Source organism: Streptomyces sp. NPDC008137 (assembly GCF_042957035.1).
GTDB lineage: Bacteria > Actinomycetota > Actinomycetes > Streptomycetales > Streptomycetaceae > Streptomyces.
This window is the reverse complement of the sequence record NZ_JBIBHN010000002.1, coordinates 503,265-522,851: the sequence shown is the minus strand read 5'-3', so window position 1 is coordinate 522,851 and position 19,587 is coordinate 503,265. Positions and strand designations below refer to the sequence as shown.

At 72.2% G+C, this 19,587-nt stretch carries 18 protein-coding genes and 1 pseudogene; 6 read left to right on the top strand and 13 right to left on the bottom strand.

The features are described 5' to 3' along the window. Nucleotides 1–50 precede the first annotated feature (50 nt). Both ACFZBT_RS05880 and ACFZBT_RS05875 read left to right on the top strand, forming a co-directional pair. Nucleotides 51–1,574 carry a M1 family aminopeptidase gene (locus ACFZBT_RS05880; RefSeq protein ID WP_391098789.1) on the top strand — a complete coding sequence of 508 codons (1,524 nt, stop codon included), beginning with the start codon at nt 51–53 and terminating at the stop codon, nt 1,572–1,574. A gap of 96 nt (nt 1,575–1,670) precedes the next feature. After that, complete coding sequence (locus ACFZBT_RS05875) at nt 1,671–2,558, top strand: arginase family protein (protein WP_391098786.1); 888 nt, start codon at nt 1,671–1,673, stop codon at nt 2,556–2,558. A 47-nt stretch (nt 2,559–2,605) separates the two neighbouring features. Here ACFZBT_RS05875 and ACFZBT_RS05870 read toward each other — a convergent pair whose 3' ends face one another. Next, nucleotides 2,606–4,072, bottom strand: a complete 1,467-nt coding sequence (locus ACFZBT_RS05870) for an amino acid permease (RefSeq protein WP_391098783.1) — start codon at nt 4,070–4,072, stop codon at nt 2,606–2,608. Nucleotides 4,073–4,292: 220 nt separating this feature from the next. On the opposite strand from ACFZBT_RS05870, the gene ACFZBT_RS05865 reads away from it, so the two are divergent. Beyond that, nucleotides 4,293–5,021: a MerR family transcriptional regulator gene (locus ACFZBT_RS05865; protein WP_391098781.1), complete on the top strand. Its 729-nt coding sequence runs from the start codon at nt 4,293–4,295 to the stop codon at nt 5,019–5,021. Here ACFZBT_RS05865 and ACFZBT_RS05860 read toward each other — a convergent pair. From ACFZBT_RS05860 to ACFZBT_RS05845, 4 genes are all read right to left on the bottom strand, one after another. Next, complete coding sequence (locus tag ACFZBT_RS05860; RefSeq protein ID WP_391098779.1) at nt 5,007–7,193, bottom strand: 3-hydroxyacyl-CoA dehydrogenase NAD-binding domain-containing protein; 2,187 nt, start codon at nt 7,191–7,193, stop codon at nt 5,007–5,009. The genes ACFZBT_RS05865 and ACFZBT_RS05860 overlap by 15 nt on opposite strands. A gap of 34 nt (nt 7,194–7,227) precedes the next feature. Further along, nucleotides 7,228–8,442, bottom strand: a complete 1,215-nt coding sequence (locus ACFZBT_RS05855; protein WP_391098775.1) for an acetyl-CoA C-acetyltransferase — start codon at nt 8,440–8,442, stop codon at nt 7,228–7,230. Nucleotides 8,443–8,453: 11 nt separating this feature from the next. Next, nucleotides 8,454–9,599, bottom strand: coding sequence for a CoA transferase (locus ACFZBT_RS05850; protein WP_391098773.1), 1,146 nt, complete (start codon nt 9,597–9,599; stop codon nt 8,454–8,456). Nucleotides 9,600–9,710: 111 nt separating this feature from the next. Next, a complete protein-coding gene (locus ACFZBT_RS05845; protein ID WP_391098771.1) occupies nt 9,711–10,091 on the bottom strand; it encodes an MmcQ/YjbR family DNA-binding protein in 381 nt (126 codons plus the stop codon). 92 nt (nt 10,092–10,183) lie between these two features. Between ACFZBT_RS05845 and ACFZBT_RS05840 the strand changes: the two genes are divergently transcribed. Continuing rightward, nucleotides 10,184–11,362, top strand: a complete 1,179-nt coding sequence (locus ACFZBT_RS05840; protein ID WP_391098769.1) for a saccharopine dehydrogenase NADP-binding domain-containing protein — start codon at nt 10,184–10,186, stop codon at nt 11,360–11,362. Nucleotides 11,363–11,406: 44 nt separating this feature from the next. Here the strand turns inward: ACFZBT_RS05840 and mmpA are convergent, their stop codons facing one another. Continuing rightward, complete coding sequence (gene mmpA, locus ACFZBT_RS05835; protein WP_391098767.1) at nt 11,407–11,553, bottom strand: morphogenic membrane protein MmpA; 147 nt, start codon at nt 11,551–11,553, stop codon at nt 11,407–11,409. Nucleotides 11,554–11,744: 191 nt separating this feature from the next. Here mmpA and ACFZBT_RS05830 point away from each other — a divergent pair, with 191 nt between their 5' ends. Then, nucleotides 11,745–11,939, top strand: coding sequence for a hypothetical protein (locus ACFZBT_RS05830; protein ID WP_391098765.1), 195 nt, complete (start codon nt 11,745–11,747; stop codon nt 11,937–11,939). Here the strand turns inward: ACFZBT_RS05830 and ACFZBT_RS05825 are convergent. From ACFZBT_RS05825 to ACFZBT_RS05815, 3 genes are all read right to left on the bottom strand, one after another. Beyond that, entirely contained in the window at nt 11,927–12,619 is a 693-nt protein-coding gene (locus ACFZBT_RS05825; RefSeq protein ID WP_391098762.1) for an endonuclease V, read from the bottom strand. The two genes, ACFZBT_RS05830 and ACFZBT_RS05825, sit on opposite strands and share 13 nt — an antisense overlap. 75 nt (nt 12,620–12,694) lie before the next feature. Beyond that, nucleotides 12,695–13,018 (bottom strand): plasmid stabilization protein, encoded by a 324-nt coding sequence (locus ACFZBT_RS05820; protein ID WP_391098760.1) that lies wholly within the window; start codon nt 13,016–13,018, stop codon nt 12,695–12,697. A 70-nt stretch (nt 13,019–13,088) separates the two neighbouring features. Further along, on the bottom strand, nt 13,089–14,195 hold the full coding sequence (locus tag ACFZBT_RS05815) for a WD40/YVTN/BNR-like repeat-containing protein (protein ID WP_391098758.1): 1,107 nt from the start codon (nt 14,193–14,195) through the stop codon (nt 13,089–13,091). Between the two features lie 246 nt (nt 14,196–14,441). On the opposite strand from ACFZBT_RS05815, the gene ACFZBT_RS05810 reads away from it, so the two are divergent. Further along, a complete protein-coding gene (locus ACFZBT_RS05810) occupies nt 14,442–14,858 on the top strand; it encodes an SsgA family sporulation/cell division regulator (RefSeq protein ID WP_184588159.1) in 417 nt (138 codons plus the stop codon). Between the two features lie 105 nt (nt 14,859–14,963). On the opposite strand, the pseudogene ACFZBT_RS05805 reads toward ACFZBT_RS05810, so the two are convergent. The 4 genes and pseudogenes from ACFZBT_RS05805 to ACFZBT_RS05790 all read right to left on the bottom strand — a co-directional run. Beyond that, a pseudogene (locus tag ACFZBT_RS05805) lies at nt 14,964–15,035 on the bottom strand (hypothetical protein); the annotation flags it as partial. A gap of 8 nt (nt 15,036–15,043) precedes the next feature. Continuing rightward, the gene (locus ACFZBT_RS05800) at nt 15,044–15,184 is read right to left on the bottom strand and encodes a hypothetical protein (RefSeq protein ID WP_391098756.1); all 141 of its coding nucleotides are present in this window, start codon (nt 15,182–15,184) and stop codon (nt 15,044–15,046) included. A gap of 229 nt (nt 15,185–15,413) precedes the next feature. Continuing rightward, nucleotides 15,414–16,193 carry a hypothetical protein gene (locus tag ACFZBT_RS05795; protein WP_391098754.1) on the bottom strand — a complete coding sequence of 260 codons (780 nt, stop codon included), beginning with the start codon at nt 16,191–16,193 and terminating at the stop codon, nt 15,414–15,416. After that, nucleotides 16,190–19,576, bottom strand: coding sequence for a thiopeptide-type bacteriocin biosynthesis protein (locus ACFZBT_RS05790; RefSeq protein ID WP_391098751.1), 3,387 nt, complete (start codon nt 19,574–19,576; stop codon nt 16,190–16,192). The genes ACFZBT_RS05795 and ACFZBT_RS05790 overlap by 4 nt, the downstream gene beginning before the upstream one ends. Nucleotides 19,577–19,587 lie beyond the last annotated feature (11 nt).

The following is a 19,587-nucleotide window of genomic DNA, read 5'->3' as shown; positions in this document are numbered from 1 at the left end:
GAGTCAATAGGCTCCGGACAGCTTTCGGGACCTACGACTTGGAGCCTTGCGTGCACCGCAGAATCTTCGCGCCGGGAGCCCTGGCAGCGGCCGTTCTCCTGCTGGCGATCCCGGCGTCGGCCGCGCCCCACTCCCCCGGCGCGCCGGGCATCGGTGACCCCTACTACCCGGCCTACGGGAACGGCGGATACGACGTCTCCCACTACGACCTGAGGCTGAAGTACCAGCCGGCCACGGACGAACTGGAGGGCACCGCGACCCTCGTGGCCCGCACCACGCAGGACCTGTCGCGCTTCAACCTGGACTTCCTGCTGGACGTCGGCGAGGTACGCGTCAACGGCGCGAAGGCCTCGTTCAGGACGTCGGGCGAGCACGAGCTGGAGATCACGCCGAAGACACCGCTGACCAAGGGCGCGGCCGTCACCGTCGTCGTGCGCTACCGCGGAGTGCCGTCGTCGAAGCAGGCCTACGGATTCACCAGCTGGCACCGCACCCCGGACGGCGGTGTCGCGGCGAACGAGCCCGAGGCGGCGGCGTGGTGGTTCCCCGGTAACGACCACCCACTCGACAAGGCCACCTACGACGTGTCGGTACTCGTTCCGGACGGTACGCAGGCCATCTCCAACGGCACGCTCCAGTCGACGAGTTCACGGCTCGGCTGGACCCGCTGGAACTGGCGCTCGAACAAGCCGCAGGCCACGTACCTCGCCACGCTCGCGGTCGGGAAGTTCGCCATCACGACGGGCACGACCGAGAGCGGTATCCCGGTCCTCAACGCCTACAGCGAGGACCTGGGCGACCACGCCGGCGCGGCGCGGGCGAGCATCGAACGGACCGGGGAGATCGCGGACTGGCTGGCCGGGTACTTCGGGCCGTATCCCTACGACGCGCTCGGCGGATACGTTCCGAACACCACCACGGGCTACGCGCTGGAGACGCAGACCCGGCCGTACTACAGCCCGCGGCAGTTCGCGAACGGATCGAACGTGTCCCTCGTCGTCCACGAGATCGCCCACCAGTGGTACGGGGACGACGTGTCCCTCAAACGCTGGAAGGACATCTGGATCAACGAGGGGTTCGCTCGGTACGCGCAGTGGCTGTGGTCGGAGCACGAGGGCGAGGGCACGGCGCAGGAACTCGCCGACCACGTGTACGCCTCGCATCCGGCGGACGACTCCTTCTGGACGGTGAAGCCCGGGGATCCGGGTCCGGAGAACCAGTTCGCTGCGGCGGTCTACGACCGGGGCGCGCTGGCCGTCCAGGCGCTGCGCAACGCGATCGGCGACAAGGCGTTCTTCGCGATCCTCAAGGGCTGGCCGCGGAAGTACGCCCATGGGAACGCGTCGGTCGCCGACTTCCGGCGCTATGCCGAGGAGGTGTCCGGGAAGCCCCTGGCCGCCCTCTTCGACACGTGGCTGTTCCAGGCGTCCAAGCCGACGTCGGCGGCGGCCCGGACGGCGTCCGTGGCGAAGGCCGGCGGGGCGGTGCCGGAGCCGAGGTCGTGGAAGAAGATCGCCGCGACGAACGGGGCGCATGAGCACGCGCGGCACGGGAGCGGGGAGCACAAGCACTGACGCGCCTGTTCCCGCACGGCGGTCTACGGTGGGCCCATGCGCGTCCGGCGTATGGGCCCGGGCGGCGCGTCGGCCGGCGGCTGAAGGGAGCCGGGCGTGCGGGATGTGGCGATCATCGAGGCTCCGTCCGTGCTGGGGCTGCGGCCGACCGGTGTGGAGGAATCGCCGGAGGCACTGCTCGGGGCCGGGCTGGCCGAGGGGCTGGGAGCGGTGCGGGCGGGCCGGGTGGAGCCGCCCGCGTACGCCCCGGAGCGGGATCGGGACACCGGGGTGCTCAACCCGGGCGGCATCGCGGGGTACTCCGTCGCGTTGGCCGATGCGGTCAGCGCTGTCCTGTTCGACGGCCGATTCCCGGTGGTGCTGGGCGGCGACTGCAGCGTGCTCCTCGGCAACCTGCTCGCGCTGCGCCGCCGGGACCGGCACGGGCTGCTCTTCCTCGACGGGCACACCGACTTCTATCAGCCGTCGGCGGAACCCGCGGGTGAGGCGGCCTCCATGGAACTCGCCCTGGCCACGGGGCGCGGGCCGCGCGTCCTGACCGACCTGGAGGGCCGGGGCCCTCTCGTGCGGGACGAGGACGTGGTCGCCCTGGGGTTCCGGGACGCGGAGGAGTCCGCGTCCTACGGCATGCAGCCGCTGCCGCCCGCTCTGCACGCGATGGACCTGGACACCGTGCGTGCCCTGGGGGCGGCCGAGGCGGCCCGGCGCGCGGTCGGGCTGCTGACGGGCGACGGCACGGGCGCCGGGTACTGGGTCCATCTCGACGTCGACGTCCTGGACGACGCGGTCATGCCCGCCGTCGACTACCGGCTGCCGGGCGGACTGTCCTGGCAGGATCTGGAGACCGTCCTGCGCACGGCACTGTCCGGCGACGGAGCCGTGGGCCTCGACGTCGCGATCTTCAACCCCCGGCTGGATCCGGACAGCTCGATCGCGGGCCGCCTGACCGAAGCCCTGGTGCGGGGCTTCGGCGGGCAGGGCTGAGGCGGGCCCGCGTTCTCCGATCCTTCGTGGCGGGCCCGCATTCCCTGTTACTTCGTGAGCTGGGACAGTTCCTGGTCGGCCGTCGCGGACACCCTGCGGCGGACGCCGAACCAGCCCGCGACCAGCATGGCCGCGATCACGGGGACGAGCAGGAGGGTCTTGCGGCCGACCTCGGGGTCGTTCCACATCATGCCGAGGCAGGCCAGCAGGAAGACAATCGTGGTGATCTCCGTGACCGGGCTGCCGGGGAGGCGGAAGGTGGGGCGGTCGACCAGGCCCTCCTTGGCACGGCGGACGAAGACCAGGTGGCAGATCATGATGATCACCCAGGTGCTGATGATGCCGAGGGAGGCGACGTTCAGCACGATCTCGAAGGCCTGGGCCGGCACCAGGTAGTTCAGGCCGACGCCGAGCACACACACCGCGCAGGTCAGCAGGATGCCGCCGTAGGGGACCTGGCTGCGGTTCATCCGGGCGGTGAACTTCGGGGCCGAACCCGCCATCGCCATCGAGCGGAGGATACGGCCCGTGGAGTAGAGGCCGGAGTTGAGGGAGGACATCGCCGCGGTGAGGACCACCAGGTTCATCACGTCGCCCGCCGCGGGGACGCCGATCTTCGACAGCACCGTGACGAAGGGGCTCTGGTCGCCCGAGTAGGCCGAGCCGGGCAGGAGCAGGGCCAGCAGGACGACCGAGCCGACGTAGAAGAGACCGACCCGCCACATGATCGAGTTCACCGCGCGCGGGACGACCTTCTCCGGCTCGGCGGTCTCACCCGCGGCGACACCCACCAGCTCCAGCGCGGCGTACGCGAAGATCACGCCCTGCATGACCAGGACGACGGGCATCATGCCGTTCGGGAAGACGCCGCCGTTCTCCGTGATCACGCTCATGCCCGGCGTCTGGCCGCCCACCTTGTGCTGTGTGGCCAGCAGGAAGATGCCGATGAACATGAAGCCGACGAGCGTGGCGACCTTGATGATCGAGAACCAGAACTCCATCTCGCCGAAGATCTTCACCGAGATCAGGTTCACGGCCAGCACGACCGCGAGGGCGGCCAGCGCGAGCACCCACTGCGGGATGTCGGTGAACAGGCTCCAGTAGTGCGTGTAGAGCGCGATCGCGGTGATGTCGGCGATACCCGTGGTCGACCAGTTCAGGAAGTACATCCAGCCGGCGACATAGGCGCCCTTCTCCCCGAGGAACTCGCGCGCGTACGACACGAAGGAGCCCGAGGAGGGGCGGTAGAGCACGAGCTCGCCGAGGGCCTTCACGACGAAGAAGGCGAAGACGCCGCACACCAGGTAGGCGATCGCCAGCGCCGGGCCCGCGTTGTGCAGCCGCCCGCCGGCGCCCAGGAAGAGTCCGGTGCCGATCGCGCCGCCGATGGCGATCATGTTGACGTGGCGGGGCTTGAGGTCCTTGCTGTAGCCGGCGTCACCCGCGTCCGCGGGCACCTGGGCCGCGTCACTGCGGGATGCGGCTGCTGCCGTGTTCACGGCGTCCTTGCTCACGGTGGATCCACTTCTCTGGTGCGCCCGAGCGGGTCACGCTCGGCTTTCCGGACGTACATAAGGTCTGCGCCCTCGGTAAAGGCACAGACCAAGGGGCCACCTTCCCCCACGCAGAGCGACTCACGCGGTGGCCTACGTCACAGAGCGCTACTTCTCACATGATCCTCACCTCGGCCGCCCGAGGTTTCACAGCACCGGTGAGACAGCGATACTGCTGCACATGACGACCGACACCGAGGAGCCGACCCTCACGATCGACGAGCTGGCCGTCCGGGCCGGTGTCACGGTGCGCACGGTCCGCTTCTACGGCACGAAGGGGCTGCTGCCGCCGCCGGTGCTCGGCCCCCGGCGGGTGGGGCACTACGGGCGGGAGCACCTGGCCCGGCTGGCGCTGATCGAGGAGTTGCAGCGGCAGGGCATGACGCTGTCGGGCATCGAGCGCTATCTGCGGCAGCTGCCGCCGGATCTGAGCGCGCACGACCTCGCCGTCCACCGGGCCGTGGTGGCGTCCTGGGCGCCGGACACCGTCGAGACGGTCACGCCCCGAGAGCTGGAGCGCCGGGCCGGGCGGCCGCTCGGCGCCGAGGACGTAGCGCGGCTGGTCGCGATGGGGGTGGTCAGGCCCGGGGACGACGGGTACGAGGCCGACCTCGGCCTGCTCCGGCTGGGCGTCGGGCTGCTGGACGTGCCGCTCTCCCAGGAGGCGATCTTCGCGGCGCGCACGGTTCTCATCGAACACGCGCGCGCCGCGGCCCGTGAACTCTCCCAGCTCTTCCGGGGCGAGGTGGCGGAGCGTGATGCCCGGGACGTGCGGTCCCTGTCGGCGCACATGCACCCGCTGGTGGTGCAGGCGCTCCTCACGGCCTTCCAGCGGTCGCTGAAGGAAGAGCTGGGCGAGTGGCTCACGGAGCCTTCGGCAGAGCCCTCAGGGGAGTCAGCCCCGGGCTGAGTCGCTGAACCGCTCCCCCTTCTCCGCCTTGTCCACCAGCAGGGCGGGCGGGGTGAACCGGTCGCCGTAGCGCTCGGCGAGTTCACGCGCGCGTGCCACGAATCCGGGCAGGCCTCCCTCGTAGCCGTTGATGTACTGGAGCACGCCGCCGGTCCAGCCCGGGAAGCCGATGCCGAAGATGGAGCCGATGTTGGCGTCGGCGACCGAGGACAGCACGCCCTCCTCCAGCAGCCGGACGGTGTCCAGCGCCTCGGAGAAGAGCATGCGCTCCTTCATGTCCTCGAACGGGATCTGATACCCGGGCTTGGTGTAGTGCTCGCGCAGTCCCGGCCACAGCGCGGCGCGCTTGCCGTCGTCGCCGTAGTCGTAGAAGCCGGCGCCGCCGCTGCGGCCCGTGCGGCCGAACTCGTCGACCATGCGGTCGATCACGGCCTCGGCGGGGTGGGCCGTCCAGGTGCCGCCCGCCTCCTCCACGGCGCGCTTCGTCTCGGCCCGGATCTTGCGGGGCAGCGTCAGCGTCAGCTCGTCCATCAGGGACAGCACCTTGGCCGGGTAGCCGGCCTGGGCCGCGGCCTGCTCGACCGATGCGGGCTCGATGCCCTCGCCGACCATGGCGACGCCCTCGTTGATGAAGTGCCCGATGACGCGGGAGGTGAAGAAACCGCGCGAGTCGTTGACGACGATCGGCGTCTTGTTGATCTGCCGCACCAGGTCGAAGGCGCGGGCCAGAGCCTCCTCGCCCGTGCGCTCGCCCTTGATGATCTCGACCAGCGGCATCTTGTCGACCGGCGAGAAGAAGTGCAGGCCGATGAAGTCGCCCTGGCGCTCCACGCCTTCGGCGAGGGCGGTGATGGGGAGGGTGGAGGTGTTGGAGCACAGCAGCGCGTCGGGCGCCACGACGTTCTCGATCTCCTGGAACACCTTGTGTTTGAGGGAGGTGTCCTCGAAGACGGCCTCGATGACGGCGTCGCAGCCGGCCAGGTCCTGCGCCTCGGCGGTGGGCGTGATGCGGGCGAGCAGGGCGTCGGCCTTCTCCTGGCTCGTGCGGCCCTTGGAGACGGCCTTGGCGCACAGCTTCTCGGAGTAGCCCTTGCCCTTGAGGGCCGCCTCCAGGGAGACGTCCTTCAGGACGACGTCGATGCCGGCGCGGGCGCAGGAGTAGGCGATGCCCGCGCCCATCATGCCGGCGCCGAGGACGGCGACCTTGCGGACCTTCGTGGGCTCGATGCCCTTGGGGCGGTTGGCGCCGGAGTTGACGGCCTGGAGGTCGAAGAAGAAGGCCTGGATCATGTTCTTCGAGGTCTGCCCGGCCGCGAGGTCCACGAAGTAGCGGGCCTCGATGACCTGGGCGGTCTCGAAGTCGACCTGGGAGCCCTCGACGGCGGCGGCCAGGATGTTGCGCGGGGCCGGGTAGGGGGCGCCGTTCGTCTGCTTGCGCAGGTTCGCCGGGAAGGCGGGCAGGTTGGCGGCGAACTTGGGGTTGGCGGGCGTACCGCCCGGGATGCGGTAGCCCGGCCTGTCCCAGGGCTGCTGCGACTCCGGGTTGGCGTCGATGAAGGCGCGGGCCTTGGCGAGCATGTCCTCCTGGCTGTCGGCGACCTCGTCGACGAGGCCGTTCTCCAGGGCGCGGCGCGGGTTGTACTGGGTGCCCTGGAGGAGGACCTTCAGCAGGGCGTCGGCGATGCCGAGCAGCCGGACGGTGCGGACGACGCCGCCGCCTCCGGGGAGCAGGCCGAGGGTGACCTCGGGGCAGCCGATCTTCGAGCCGGGCGCGTCCAGCGCGACACGGTGGTGGCAGGCCAGGGCGATCTCGTAGCCGCCGCCGAGGGCAGCGCCGTTGAGCGCGGCGACGACGGGCTTGCCGAGGGTCTCGATGCGGCGCAGGTTCCGCTTGATCGCCATGCCGCCGTCGAACAGCTCCTGGGCCGTCTCGGGAGTGACGCGGATCAGGTCGCGCAGGTCGCCGCCGGCGAAGAAGGTCTTCTTCGCGGAGGTGATGATGACGCCCCGGATGGAGTCCTTCTCGGCCTCCAGGCGGTCGGTGACGGCGGCGAGCGAGTCGCGGAACGCCTGGTTCATGGTGTTCGCGGACTGGTTCGGGTCGTCGATGACGAGGGTGACGAGGCCGGTGCGGTCCTGTTCCCAGCGGATGGTGGTGGATTCAGTGCTCATGTGGAGGTGCTCCGTGTGATCCGTCGGGAGGGGGTCAGATGCGCTCGACGATGGTGGCGACGCCCATGCCGCCGCCCACGCACAGCGTGGCGAGGCCGTAGCGCTTGTCCTGGCGCTCCAGTTCGTCGACGAGCGTGCCGAGGATCATCGCGCCGGTCGCGCCGAGGGGGTGGCCGAGGGCGATCGCACCGCCGTTGACGTTGACCTTGTCCAGGGACAGGCCCATGTCCTTGACGAAGCGCAGCACTACCGCCGCGAACGCCTCGTTGATCTCGACCAGGTCGATGTCGTCGATGGTCAGTCCGGCCTTGGCGAGGGCCTTGCGGGTCGCCGGGGCAGGGCCGGTGAGCATGATGGTGGGCTCGGAGCCGGACACGGCGGCGGAGACGATCCGCGCACGCGGGGTGAGCCCGTAGCGCTCGCCGACCTCCTTGGAGCCGATCGCGACGAGCGAGGCGCCGTCCACGATGCCGGAGGAGTTGCCCGCGTGGTGGACGTGGTCGATCTTCTCCACCCAGTGGTACTGCTGGAGCGCGACCGCGTCGAAGCCGCCCAGTTCGCCGATGTCGGCGAAGGACGGCTTGAGCTTGGCCAGGGAGTCGGCGGTGGTGCCGGGGCGCGGGAACTCGTCGTGGTCGAGGACGACCAGGCCGCTGCGGTCCTTCACGGGGACGACGGACCTCTCGAAGCGGCCGTCCTTCGTGGCGGTGGCGGCCCGCTCCTGGGAGAGGGCGGCGTACTCGTCGACGTCGCGCCGGGAGAAGCCCTCGATGGTGGCGATGAGGTCGGCGCCGATGCCCTGCGGCACGAAGTTCACGTCGAGGTTGGTCATCGGGTCGTTGAACCAGGCGCCGCCGTCGGAGGCCATCGGCACCCGGGACATCGACTCCACCCCGCCCGCGAGGACGAGGTCCTCCCAGCCCGAACGCACCTTGGCGGCGGCCAGGTTGACGGCCTCCAGGCCCGAGGCACAGAAGCGGTTCTCCTGCACACCGGCCACCGTGTCGGGCAGGCCCGCCGCGATGGCGGCGATCCGGGCGATGTCCGAGCCCTGGTCGCCGACCGGGCCGACGACGCCGAGCACGATGTCGTCGACGGCGGCCGGGTCCAGGCCCGGGAAGCGGGCGCGGATCTCGTGGATGAGTCCGACGACCAGGTCGATGGGCTTGGTGCCGTGCAGGGAACCGCCTGCCTTGCCGCGCCCGCGCGGGGTGCGGATCGCGTCGTACACATACGCTTCGGTGCTCACGAGGGGGCCTTTCACTGAGGGTTGCGGGACGAGACGAGCAGCCCGGGAACGTCCCAGTCCCGGGCGACGTCCGCCGTGTCGGCGCCCGGCCGCGCCGGGCCGGTGCGGACGGAGGTCGGGGTCGCGGAGAACCGCGGGGCCGGTGCGGGCTGGGTGATGCCGCCGTGGTCGGTGAAGGTGCCGCGGGCGGCGAGATGCGGGTGGTACGGGGCCTCGCGCAGGGACAGGACGGGCGCCACGCACGCGTCGGAGCCCTCGAAGACGGCTGTCCACTCGTCCCGCGTCCGGGTCTTGAAGCGGACCGCGATCTCTTCGCGCAGTTCACCCCACCGGGTGACGTCCTTGCGGGCCGCGGCCTGGTCCCCGACCCCGAGGAGGGTCAGGAACTCCTCGTAGAACTGCGGCTCCAGCGCGCCGACGGCCATGTGGCGGCCGTCGGCCGTCTCGTACGTCCCGTAGTAGGGGCAGCCGCCGTCCAGGAGGTTGGCGCCCCGGCGGTCCTGCCAGCCGCCGGCCGCGAGCATGCCGTGGATCATCGTGGCGAGGTGGGCGGTGCCGTCGACGATGGCGGCGTCGACGACCTGGCCGGTGCCGGTCGCGCGCGCGTGGTTCAGGGCGGCGAGGACGCCGACGACGAGGTAGAGGGAACCGCCCGCGTAGTCGCCGAGCAGGTTGGCCGGGACGGCCGGCGGCTCGTCCGGCCGGCCGATCATGCCGAGGGTGCCGGTGGGGGCGATGTACGCGATGTCGTGCCCGGCGCGCTCGGCGAGCGGGCCGTCCTGCCCCCAGCCGGTCATCCGGCCGTAGACGAGACGAGGGGTGCGGGCGTGGCAGGCCTCGGGGCCGACGCCCAGGCGCTCGGCGACACCGGGGCGGTAGCCCTCGACCAGGATGTCGGCACGTGCGGCGAGGTCCAGCACATGGCCGGGGCCGTCCGGGGACTTCAGGTCGACGACCACCGAGCGCTTGTTGCGGTTGGTGACGTCGTACGCCGGGTCGATCGCGAGTCCGGGGCCGCCGGGGCGGTCCACGCGCACGACATCGGCCCCGAGGTCGGCCAGGAGCATGGCGGCGAACGGGCCGGGCCCGATGCCGGCCAGCTCGACGACGCGCACGCCGGTGAGCGGGCCGTGTCCTGGCGTCTTTGCCGTGGTCATCCAGCCCCCAGTGCTGTGACACAAGTGATGTAACACCAGTGATGCTAAGAACGCGTTCCGATCGACACAAGACCTGAAGAGAGCAAGCGCTTAGTAATCTGCCGGACGGAGTCAGTCCGCGTCCAGTTCCGCTATCAGCCGTTTCGGCGCGATCACCCGGTAGCTCTCCTCCACCCAGTCGCAGAGCACCGGCGCGGCCGGGGCGCCCTCCCGCTCCAGGGGGATGGCTACCCAGCCGGCCTTGCCCAGGCCGTAACCGGCGGGCTCTGCGCCGGGGCCGGCCAGGGCGTGGGCGTGGGCCGTCTCGTCCTTGAGCTTCACCGTCACGCCCAGGGGGTAACTGCCGTCCTGGACGCCGAGGAAGACGAACACCTTCTTGTTGACCTTCGCGACGGACTCGCCCCAGGGGAACTCCTCGACGGCACCCGGCAGCCCCAGCGCGAACTCGCGCACTTTCTCCCACTTCTTCAGGGCATTACTGGGCACGGCCATCGTCGTTCCTCCGGGCTCGTCGTCGGGCTCCGCACCCCTCACGCTAGCCTCGGCCACCGACAGCGGCACGGGCTGCACGACCGAGGGGTGTCATGAGCAGGCTGAACAGGACGGACCGTCCGTACGACATCGTGCTCTTCGGAGCCACCAGTTTCGCCGGAGCGCTCACCGCGGAGTATCTGGCCGGGCACGCACCGGACGGGCTGCGCTGGGCGATCGCGGGCCGCAGCGCGCAGAAGCTGGAGCGGCTGCGCGAGCGGCTGCCGGGCGACGCCGAGGTGGGGGTGCTGCGGGCGGACGTCACCGACCCGGCCTCGCTGCGCTCCCTGGCCGAGCAGGCGCGCGTGGTGGCCACGACGGTCGGGCCGTACGTGAAGTACGGCGAGGAGCTCGTCGCCGCCTGCGCGGACACCGGGACGGACTACCTCGACCTGTGCGGCGAGCCGGAGTTCGTGGACCTGATGTACGTCCGGCACGACGCACGCGCGCGGGAGACCGGGGCGCGGCTGGTGCACGCCGCCGGCTTCGACTCGATACCCCACGACCTGGGCGTGTACTTCACCGTGCGGGAGCTGCCCGAGGACGTGCCGCTGACCGTGGAGGGCTTCGTGACCGCCGACGCGGCCTTCTCGGGCGGGACCTTCAACTCGGCCCTGAACCAGTTCGCCCGGCAGCGGGAGATGGCGGCGGCCGTACGGGACCGGCGGCGGCACGAGCCGCGGCTGGTGGGACGGCGCGTCTCCGCGCCGATGGGTACACCGCGGTTCGCCAAGGAGGTCGGCGCCTGGGCGCTGCCGATGCCGACCATCGACCCGCAGATCGTGCGGCGCTCGGCGGCGGCCCTCGACCGGTACGGCCCCGACTTCCGCTACCGGCAGTACGCGGCCGTCCGGCACCTGCCCGTCGCGGTGGGCGGGGTCGCGGCCGTCGGCGCGCTGGTCGCGGCGGCCCAGGTGGCGCCCGCGCGGCGCTGGTTGTCGGACCGGCTCAAGCCCGGGGACGGGCCCAGCCCCGAGAAGCGGGCGAAGAGCTGGTTCTCCCTGCGCTTCGTGGGCGAGGGCGGCGGCCGGCGGGTGTACACGGAGGTCTCGGGCGGCGACCCGGGGTACGACGAGACGGCGAAGATGCTCGCCGAGTCGGCGCTGTGCCTGGCCTTCGACGAGCTGCCGAAGACGGCGGGCCAGGTCACCACGGCGGCGGCGATGGGCGACGCGCTGATCGACCGGCTGCGCGCGGCGGGCATCCGCTTCCGCGTCGCGTCGGCCCGCTGAGGGACAGCCGAGCGACGGCCGAGTGGCCGCCGAGGGGCTCTGTCCTACATCGGCCACTCGGCGAGGGTGTAGATCATCCCGGCGATCCAGGCGAGACCGGCCAGCGCGGCGAGGATCAGCCCGACCGTGACAGCCCTCTCGACCGTCTGGGTCGGTGCGGCAACAGGCTTGGGAGCGCGGTGCGTTGTCATGCGCCCCAGCCTGCCGACCTGGGCGGGGGCCGGGCATCCGTACGGGTACTCAGAGCCGGTACTCAGATCGCGCCGCCCGGATCGCCTCCGCCACCTCTTCGGTTTGAGACTTTTCCGAACCACGGGTCCGCTCCACCTGGGGCGGCGGCCGCGGAAGTGCCAAAAAGGAGTTCAATGAAACCATTGAAGGCATGAAATTCCTTCTCGAAGTCACCATGGACGACGCGGCGTTGGCGAAGGATCCGGCGGGCGAGCTGGGCCGGATCCTCAGGTACTGGGGCGGCAATCTGCGCCACTACACGCTCCGCCCCGGGGACGGGTCGGTCGTCTACGACTCGGAGTACCGCGAGGTGGGCCGCTGGCGGGTGGCCGATCAGTCCGAGTAGGTCGCGCGCAGCGCCTGCCGGCAGAGGGCGTCCGCCCTGCGGGTGGTCTCCGGGAGGCGGTACTCGGGGGTCAGCGCGAGGGTGTGGGCGCAGGCGCCGTCGAGCGACACGCGGTGGCCGACCGAGACGAAGACCGGCTTGACGGCGTCCCGGGTGCGCAGGGCGCGGCCGACCTCCTCGGAGCCGGCGAGCAGTGGGGAGCCGCTGCCGCGCGGCGTGTCCGGGTCGTCGTAGGCGAAGGTGAACGGGTTCTTGGCGACGCCGATCGTGGGAAGGCCGGTCAGGACGCCGAGATGGCTGGCGAGGCCGAAGCGGCGGGGGTGGGCGAGGCCGTAGCCGTCGCAGACCACCAGGCCGGGCGGGAGCGGCAGGGCGTCGAGGGCGGCCAGGACCGTGGGGATCTCGCGGAAGGCGAGCAGTCCGGGCACATAGGGGAAGGAGACGCGGCCCACCGCCGTGGCCTCCGCGACGACCTCGAGACTCGACGCGTGCAGGACGACCGCTGCCGCCGCGACGACGTCGCGTTCGTCGTCGTAGGCGACGTCGACCCCCGTCACATGGCCCGTGCCGGGCGGCGGTCCGGGTTCGTCGAGGACGACGCGCTCGCGCAGTTCGTCCTGGACGGCGCGGGCCTGTTCCTCGGTCGCGGGCCAGTCGTCGGGGATGCGTACGGTCGTCATGGTGCGCCCGAGCCTACGGGCAGCGCGAAGGCCGGCGGGACGGGGGAGTCCGGCCGGCCTCGGGAGGCACGTGCCTCACTTGTTCAGTGCGCGCTGCAGCTGGCTCTTGTTCATGCTGGAGCGCCCGTCGACGCCGCGGCGCTTGGCCTCCTGGTAGAGCTGGTCGTAGGTGGGCCCCTGGGAGCCCTTCCCGGACCGCTGCCCGCCGCGCTTGCCTGAGGACATGTCCTCCGTGGAGGTGCGGCTGGCGGTCTTCGCCTCGCCGGAGCGGGCGCGTTCCTTGTTGACCGTCCGCGCGGCGATCTCCTTGGCGCGGCCGGTGCTCTCGCCCCGGTCCTTCGCGCTGTCCTTGATGTGCTCGTACTGACGCTCCCGCTTGGAGCTCGAACCGCGTGGCATCACCGCTCACTTCCTTTCACGACCAGTGAACGAGTACCCACATTGCCAACGATCAGGGCAGTCCGCATGCTCAGTGCTCCAGGCGGGCAACCCGGCCCTTCTCACCGGCGGCCCAGCACCCTCGGTCGGGGGTGCAGTCGACGGTGTCGTAGGAACCGGTGTCGACCGTCCGCCAGGTGCGGCCGCCGTCCGCGGTCAGGTCGGTGCCGGTGGGGCCGACGGCGAGGGCGGCGGTGCGGCTGTGCGGGAGCCACGCGACTCCGGAGCGGTATGCGGGCGGGGGTGTGGTGGCGGGGCGCCAGGTGCGGCCGCCGTCGGGGGTCCGCGCGGCCGACTGCGGGGAGGGCTGGTCGGGGCGGAAGTCGCCGCCGACCGCGAGGCCGTGGGCGCGGTCGCGGAAGGCCAGCGCGAAGACGCCGCGTGCCGGGTCGCCCGCCGGGAGGGCCGTGTCGGTGGCCGTCCAGGTGCGTCCCCGGTCGGCGGAGTGCAGCACCCGCGCGCGTGCCGCGCCGCCGGTGGCGAGCCAGACGTCCTTCGGCCCGGAGGTGACCAGGCACTGGCCGCTCGCGGCGAATCCGGCCTCGCCCTCCTGCGCGGCCGGCATGCCCGCGTTCGGCAGCACCTTCCAGGAACGGCCGCCGTCACCGGTCGACAGGATGCGGAACTTCCCGTCCACCGGGTCGCTCATCGCGAGGCCGTGGCGACGGTCGAAGAAGGCGAGGCAGTCGTAGAAGGCCTTCGGGTCGGTGTTGCGGAAGGGCTCCGTCCAGGTCGCCCCGCCGTCATCGGTCCGGTACACCCGGGACGCCTCGCCCTCGCCGATGGCCAGGACCACGGCCCGGCGCCCGTCGAACGCCTCGACGTCCCGGAACTGCAACTCCGCCGCGCCCGGGGGCGAGACGTTCCGCCAGGTCGCCCCGCCGTCGGCGGTGCGCAGGACGGTGCCGCCGGACCCGGCGGCCCAGGCGGTGTTCCGGCTGACGGCGGCAAGGCCGCGGAACCGCACGTCAGGGGTGCCGGTGTCCTTCAGCTCCCAGTGCGGCGCCGCCCGGTCTTCCGGCCCGTGCGCCTGCGCCGGTACGGCGGTCAGGGCGGCCAGTGCCGCCGCGCACGCCGCCGCGGCGGTCGCCCTGCGCCGTGTTCGTCCCGGCCGTCGCGTGTTCCCCAAGCGCCTCATGGCCGGGGAAGCTAGCCCACCGTCCGGACGCCGTCCAGACGGCCTCGCGGGCGTCCGGGGTGTTCCGTCGGTCGCCACAAGTGCCCGCCGTGGCACATGAGGAGCGTCACGTCACTCTGGTGCATGAACGCGGTGACGGAGGTCACTCGCATTTGGTGTGCACGGATTGGCTGAATCCGGCGTCTCTTCCAATGCCCGGCCTCATCCGGCCGGAAGTCCGTCCAGCCGTCACAAGGGAGCAAGGCGTTGTCCATCGTCATCGAGCAGCCCGTGGAGGCCCGTCTCGTCGCCGCCGCGCCGCGAATGCCGAGCATTCCCGCGACGCTCCACTACGACCGACGTGATCCGTTCGCCGTCCGCATGACCTTCCCCGCCCCGGCCACGCTGGAGGGCGTCGAGGTCTGCTGGACCTTCTCCCGTGAGCTGCTCGCCGCGGGCCTGAAGGAGGCGGAGGGACACGGCGACGTGCGGGTGCGGCCCTACGGGTACGACCGCACGGTGCTGGAGTTCCACGCCCCCGAGGGCACCGCCGTCGTGCATGTCCGCTCCAGTGAGGTGCGCCGGTTCCTGGAGGCCACGAGCGAGCTCGTGCCCGTCGGCCTCGAGCACCTCCAGCTGGATCTGGACCACGGTCTGGCGGAGCTGATGCGGGACGCGTGCTGAGCTGACGTCCCCGCGCCATGTCCAGCAGCTTCCGAACGGCTCGGCGGACAGGGCGAGGGCGGCCTGGGCGACGCCCGAACCCACACTGACACGAGCCACTCCCAGGGCGGCGAGTTCGGCGACCGGCGGTGCGCCCGGTCCTGCCATGACGTTCAGCGGTTCGTCGACGCCGTCCACGAGTTCCTTCACGATCCCCGGGTCGACGGCCCCGGGGACGAGGATCCCGTCGGGAGCGGCACGCCCGCCGCCTCAGCCTGCTCCTGGACGTTCCTCAGCGGACCGCCCGCTCCGGCGCGGACGTCGTACAGCGCGTCCTCGATGTTCACCCCCCGCTCCCCCGGCCAGGACGGCCCGGACGGTGTCGGCGACGCCCGCGGCGTCCTCGGCTCAGCCGCTCTCGATGTCCGCGCCGAGCGCCCGGACGAGCCCGGCACATGGGGACGACCCAAGCAGCGGACACCCTGCACCATGACATCGCCTGGCAAGTGGAAGTGCACGCCCCGAGGTCCGTCCGGCGGCTCGCGAACGGCGGTCGGCCTCCCGGCCCCCCGCTGGTCACCCCCGTGGCAACGCGAGCAGAGCTACCGTCTCCGCGCGGCGCCCCGCGTCCGTACCGCCGAGGCGGATGGCCTGGATGTGGCAGAGCCTGGCGACCACCGGCGTCCACACTTCCTCGGCCGGGACGCCGGCCAGACGAGCGACGCAGGAGGACCACGTGTGCAGGCCCATCGCAAGGCCGGCGGGCAGGCCGGGGCCGGGAAGCGGGGGGAAGTCCGAAGCCGCGGGCGGCGGTGAGGGCGGGGTGCCGGAAGCACGGTCGTCGGCGGTGGCTTCGAGCCAGGCAAGGTGCCAGTCTGCCGCGGCGGACCGGTGGCGCTCCGGAGCCAGCCAGGAGTAAAGGCTCGTCACTTCGCCGGCGATCACGTCCTGCGGTGCGTACCCGCTCGGGCCCCCGGAGCCGGACGTCAGGACGCCGTGCGCACGGTCGCTGGTCACCGCCAGCAGATCGCCCCAGACGAGAGGCGGGCGGCCATAGGAGAACAGTCCGGGGCTGCATACCGCCGCACAGGGGCGGGGCTGTGCGGCGGTAACGAGTCCGCACCGCAACGCGCGCGTGATCCAGCCCAGTTGGGCTTCGAGGGGTTCGGCGACGGGGACGGCGAACTCCATCAAGGCGCCCTCATCGAGCAGGTCGGCCCAGAACCACGGGGTTCTCGCTGCACCAGCGACCAGGATCAGCAGTCGCTCCCGCGCGGACGCCGACCCGCACCGGACCCGCCAGGCGTGCCAGCCAGGCCGGACGGGCTCGGCCTGCCGGGTACGGCAGAGCGTCACGCGCTCTCGCCCCCTGGCACCCGTGAGCCATACTCCTGAGGGCAGGCGGAGTCCTCGTACGGGGACAGTCCGGCCCGCACCACTGGAAGGACACGCTCAGGCGTGAGCCCCCACCGGTTCCAGTGGAAGAGCACCAGCGCTGTCGCCCAGGCCCGTACCGGGAAGCCTTGAGCGCGCCTGAGCAGAGCGGCGGCGTCGCCCGTGCGCGCCGCCCACCGCCGGGCACGGACCAGGTAGGTGTCGGCCACCGCGTCCCCAGTGACCGGCACTCGCCCCGCCAGAAGCGAGGCCGCCCCAGCCGAGTTCACGTACGGCGGGCCGTCGGGTGCGACGTGAGGACCGAGGACCGTGCGCAGGGCGTGGTCGAGGCGCAACCAGAGGTCCCGGAGCTCGTCCGCGTCGTCGGCGATCCTGGACAGCAGCGTCTGCGCGGTGACAAGGCCCACCAAGGGGACGAGCAAGGCCCCGCCGTCGTCCGAGCAGGTGTGCCACGACACGGCGAGACGGCTGTCGGCCGCGCAGTGGGTATGCGCCAGATCGAGACCGGCCGGTCCGCCGAAGCGATACGTCTCGGGTTCGTACACGCCGGTCGTCCGCAACCCCGGGAGCCGGGCGGGCGGCGGCGCGTCCGCCATGGCGCGGCGCAGCGCGCCGGGGTCCGGGGACTCCAGCCGCAGCCGGATCCCCGGAGGCTTGTGCAGGAACCACCAGCGGGAGACAAGCCCTTCGTCCTCCCAACGCGCGACGGCCTCCCGCAGCCGGAACCACCCGGCTCGGTCTGCCGGCGGATCGCAGTCGCACTGCACCCAGAGATCGCCCGCTGCCCGCAGGCTCTCCGGCCCGCACAGCGCGAGGTCCGGATCGAGCACGGGCCGATTGCCCGTGTCGGGGCGGTGCCCTGCAGGTGCTTCGGACATACTCCATGCCACGGCGGCCTCCCACAGGTGTTCGCGTCGTTCGCCGTCGACCAGCCTGCGCCGGGGGTCATTGCGGCCGGATACAGGGGTGATGACCAGCGGTCCGGGGTCCGCCTGGGTCACCAGGGTGATGAGGGCGTCCAGGGCAAGGGGGCTCGACGGCAGCACGGCGAGGGGAGTGGCGGCCGGGTGCTCCGGACGGACCTGCACCAGGGCGGGCAGCCCCATGTCCCGTACGGCCTGTCTCCAGGCTAGGTAGCGGGCCGGACCGGAGAGGCGGACCAGTTCGGCCGCCGCAGTCGGGGGGACGGTCCAGCGGCGGCTGCCGATGCGGATGCCGCCATGTGTCCTGACCTCGGGGTGGTGCCGCCAGACCTCGCGTTCGGCCGGCAGTGCCGGCAGCCCGAGCGACAGCCATTCCCAGCCGTGGCTCATGGCGGCCGTCCACAGCAGATGACTGAGCGGATCCTGGTGGCCAGTCTCGGCCGCCGCGTTGTAGACCGGCATCAGTCGCCGGGCCGGCTCCCTGGCGTCCACACACCAGACGCGGCCGTCGTCATCCACGGTGAGCAGCCACCGGTCGGCCGAGGCCTGCCCGGCGGCCGTCAGGTCGAGCCGCGCGCCGGTCAGGTCGGGGCGGACGGCCGTGCCCGGCTCGGCGCAGTCGCGGCCGACGACCTCCACCGCCCGGCCGCGCAGGGCCGCGCGGAACGCCGTCCGGTCCGCCGCTCCCGGCCGGTGCCGGGCGTGGAAGGCGGCGGGTTGGGGACGTCCCCACAGGAAGGCCAGGTGCCCCCTGCCGTCCGGAGTGAGGACGGCCGCGCCCTGCCCGCCGCTCGTCGTGCGGGGCATCGCGGCGAGCCTGTGGACGGGGCGGAGCCGGTCGGCGAGCAGACGGTCCTCCCACAGGTCGCAGTTCTCCTGCACCCCCAGGGCGGCGAACGGTCGCGGGCCGAAGCGTAGATCGAGGACACCAGGGCGGGTGTCCGGGCTGTCGGCGGTAGCGGGCCGTCCGCCGGCGTGTTGCCGTGCGGCCTGTACGGCGTCCCAGCGGCGCATCGCCTCCCCGAGCGGTACGGGCGGCAGGCCCGCGAGCGCCTCGGCCAGTTCTCCGACCGACGCGTGCCGGTACCGCTCGGCGGTCGCGTCGGCCCCCGCGTTCGCCAGCGCCTCGGCGATCGTCTCCTCGGCGGCGCGGTCGTCGGCCGCCGTCCAGGACAGGTGGAATGCGGCTCCTGGCTCCCAGTCGACGGTGACGATCGTGCTCTCCGGCGCGGGGACGTCCGCGAACGCGAACAGCTTGGCGGCCTCCCTGTCGCAAGCCCGCACCTGCTCCCGAACCCGCGAGGGGGACCACTCGGCCAGGCCGAGTGCCAATTCGTCGCACAGCGCCCGGATCCGCTTCACCGACAGGGCCCACATCTCCCCGTCCCCGGCCCCGAGTCCAGGGGTGACGGCCTCCAGGGCCTGCCATACGTTCTCCGCGGTGCCGGGGAGCCCCGCGCACGGGTGAAGGAGCCCGCGCGCCACCAGGACCCGCAGGACGCGTTCGAGTGCAGGCCGCGCCGCGGTGTCGTCCCCGGCCAGAGCGGCGAGCAGGTCCGCGGGCTCGACGGTCTGGCCGCCGTCACAGGCGGACAGGACGGCGTCCATCAGCGGCTGTCCCTCGACGCGGCTCCATGCCGGCCCGTTCGGCCCGAAGGACAGCCACCACCAGGCGTCCCCTTCGCGGTGGACGCTCGGGTCGCGGCGCAGCCGGCCCCGCAGGGGGTCCCGGTGGGCGAGTGTCTCGGCGGCAGCGCGAAAGGGTGCCAGGCGCACCCCGACCTCGTATCGGTTCGTTTCGGGGCGTTCCGCGCGGTGCGGGTGGAGCACCCCGGACCACAGGCCCTGCGGTGTGGGGCGGGCGCAGGCTCGGCTCAGAAGCCGCCACAGGGTGTGCTCGAGCCGTCTGCGTCTGGCCGGGCCGTCGTCGCGTCGGGATCGTTCCCAGGCGTCATGGACGGAGGGGTTGCCCACCGCCAGAGCGGTCCGGAACCGGTCGGAGCGGGCGATCCGCCGCAGCAGGGCGCGCTGCCGGCTGTCCTCGGCCGTCCAAGCGGCGGCGAACTCCTCGGTCAGGGCGGCCAGGCGTCGTCGTTGCTCCAGGTCGTCCCGGATCCGTCGCCCCACGTCGCCGTGGGCGTCCAAGAGTGTGGTGACCGACGTGTCGCAGCTTACGGGCTCCGCGCCGGCGTGCAGGGCGCGACGCAGGGCCAGCACGGCGCGGCGTTCGCGCCGGGACAGAGTGGGCACCACCGGGAACAGGGCGTCGGAGAGCTCACCGCTGCGGGTGGTGATCGCCTCGCGCAGCGCGAGGAGTTGGTCGGCTCGGTGGGCGAGAGTGTCAGCGGCGAAGGATTCGAGCAGGTCGATCGGCAAGGCGGCGACCCGCACGACCGGCGCGCCGATCACCCTCACGTTCATGTCCCGGCCCG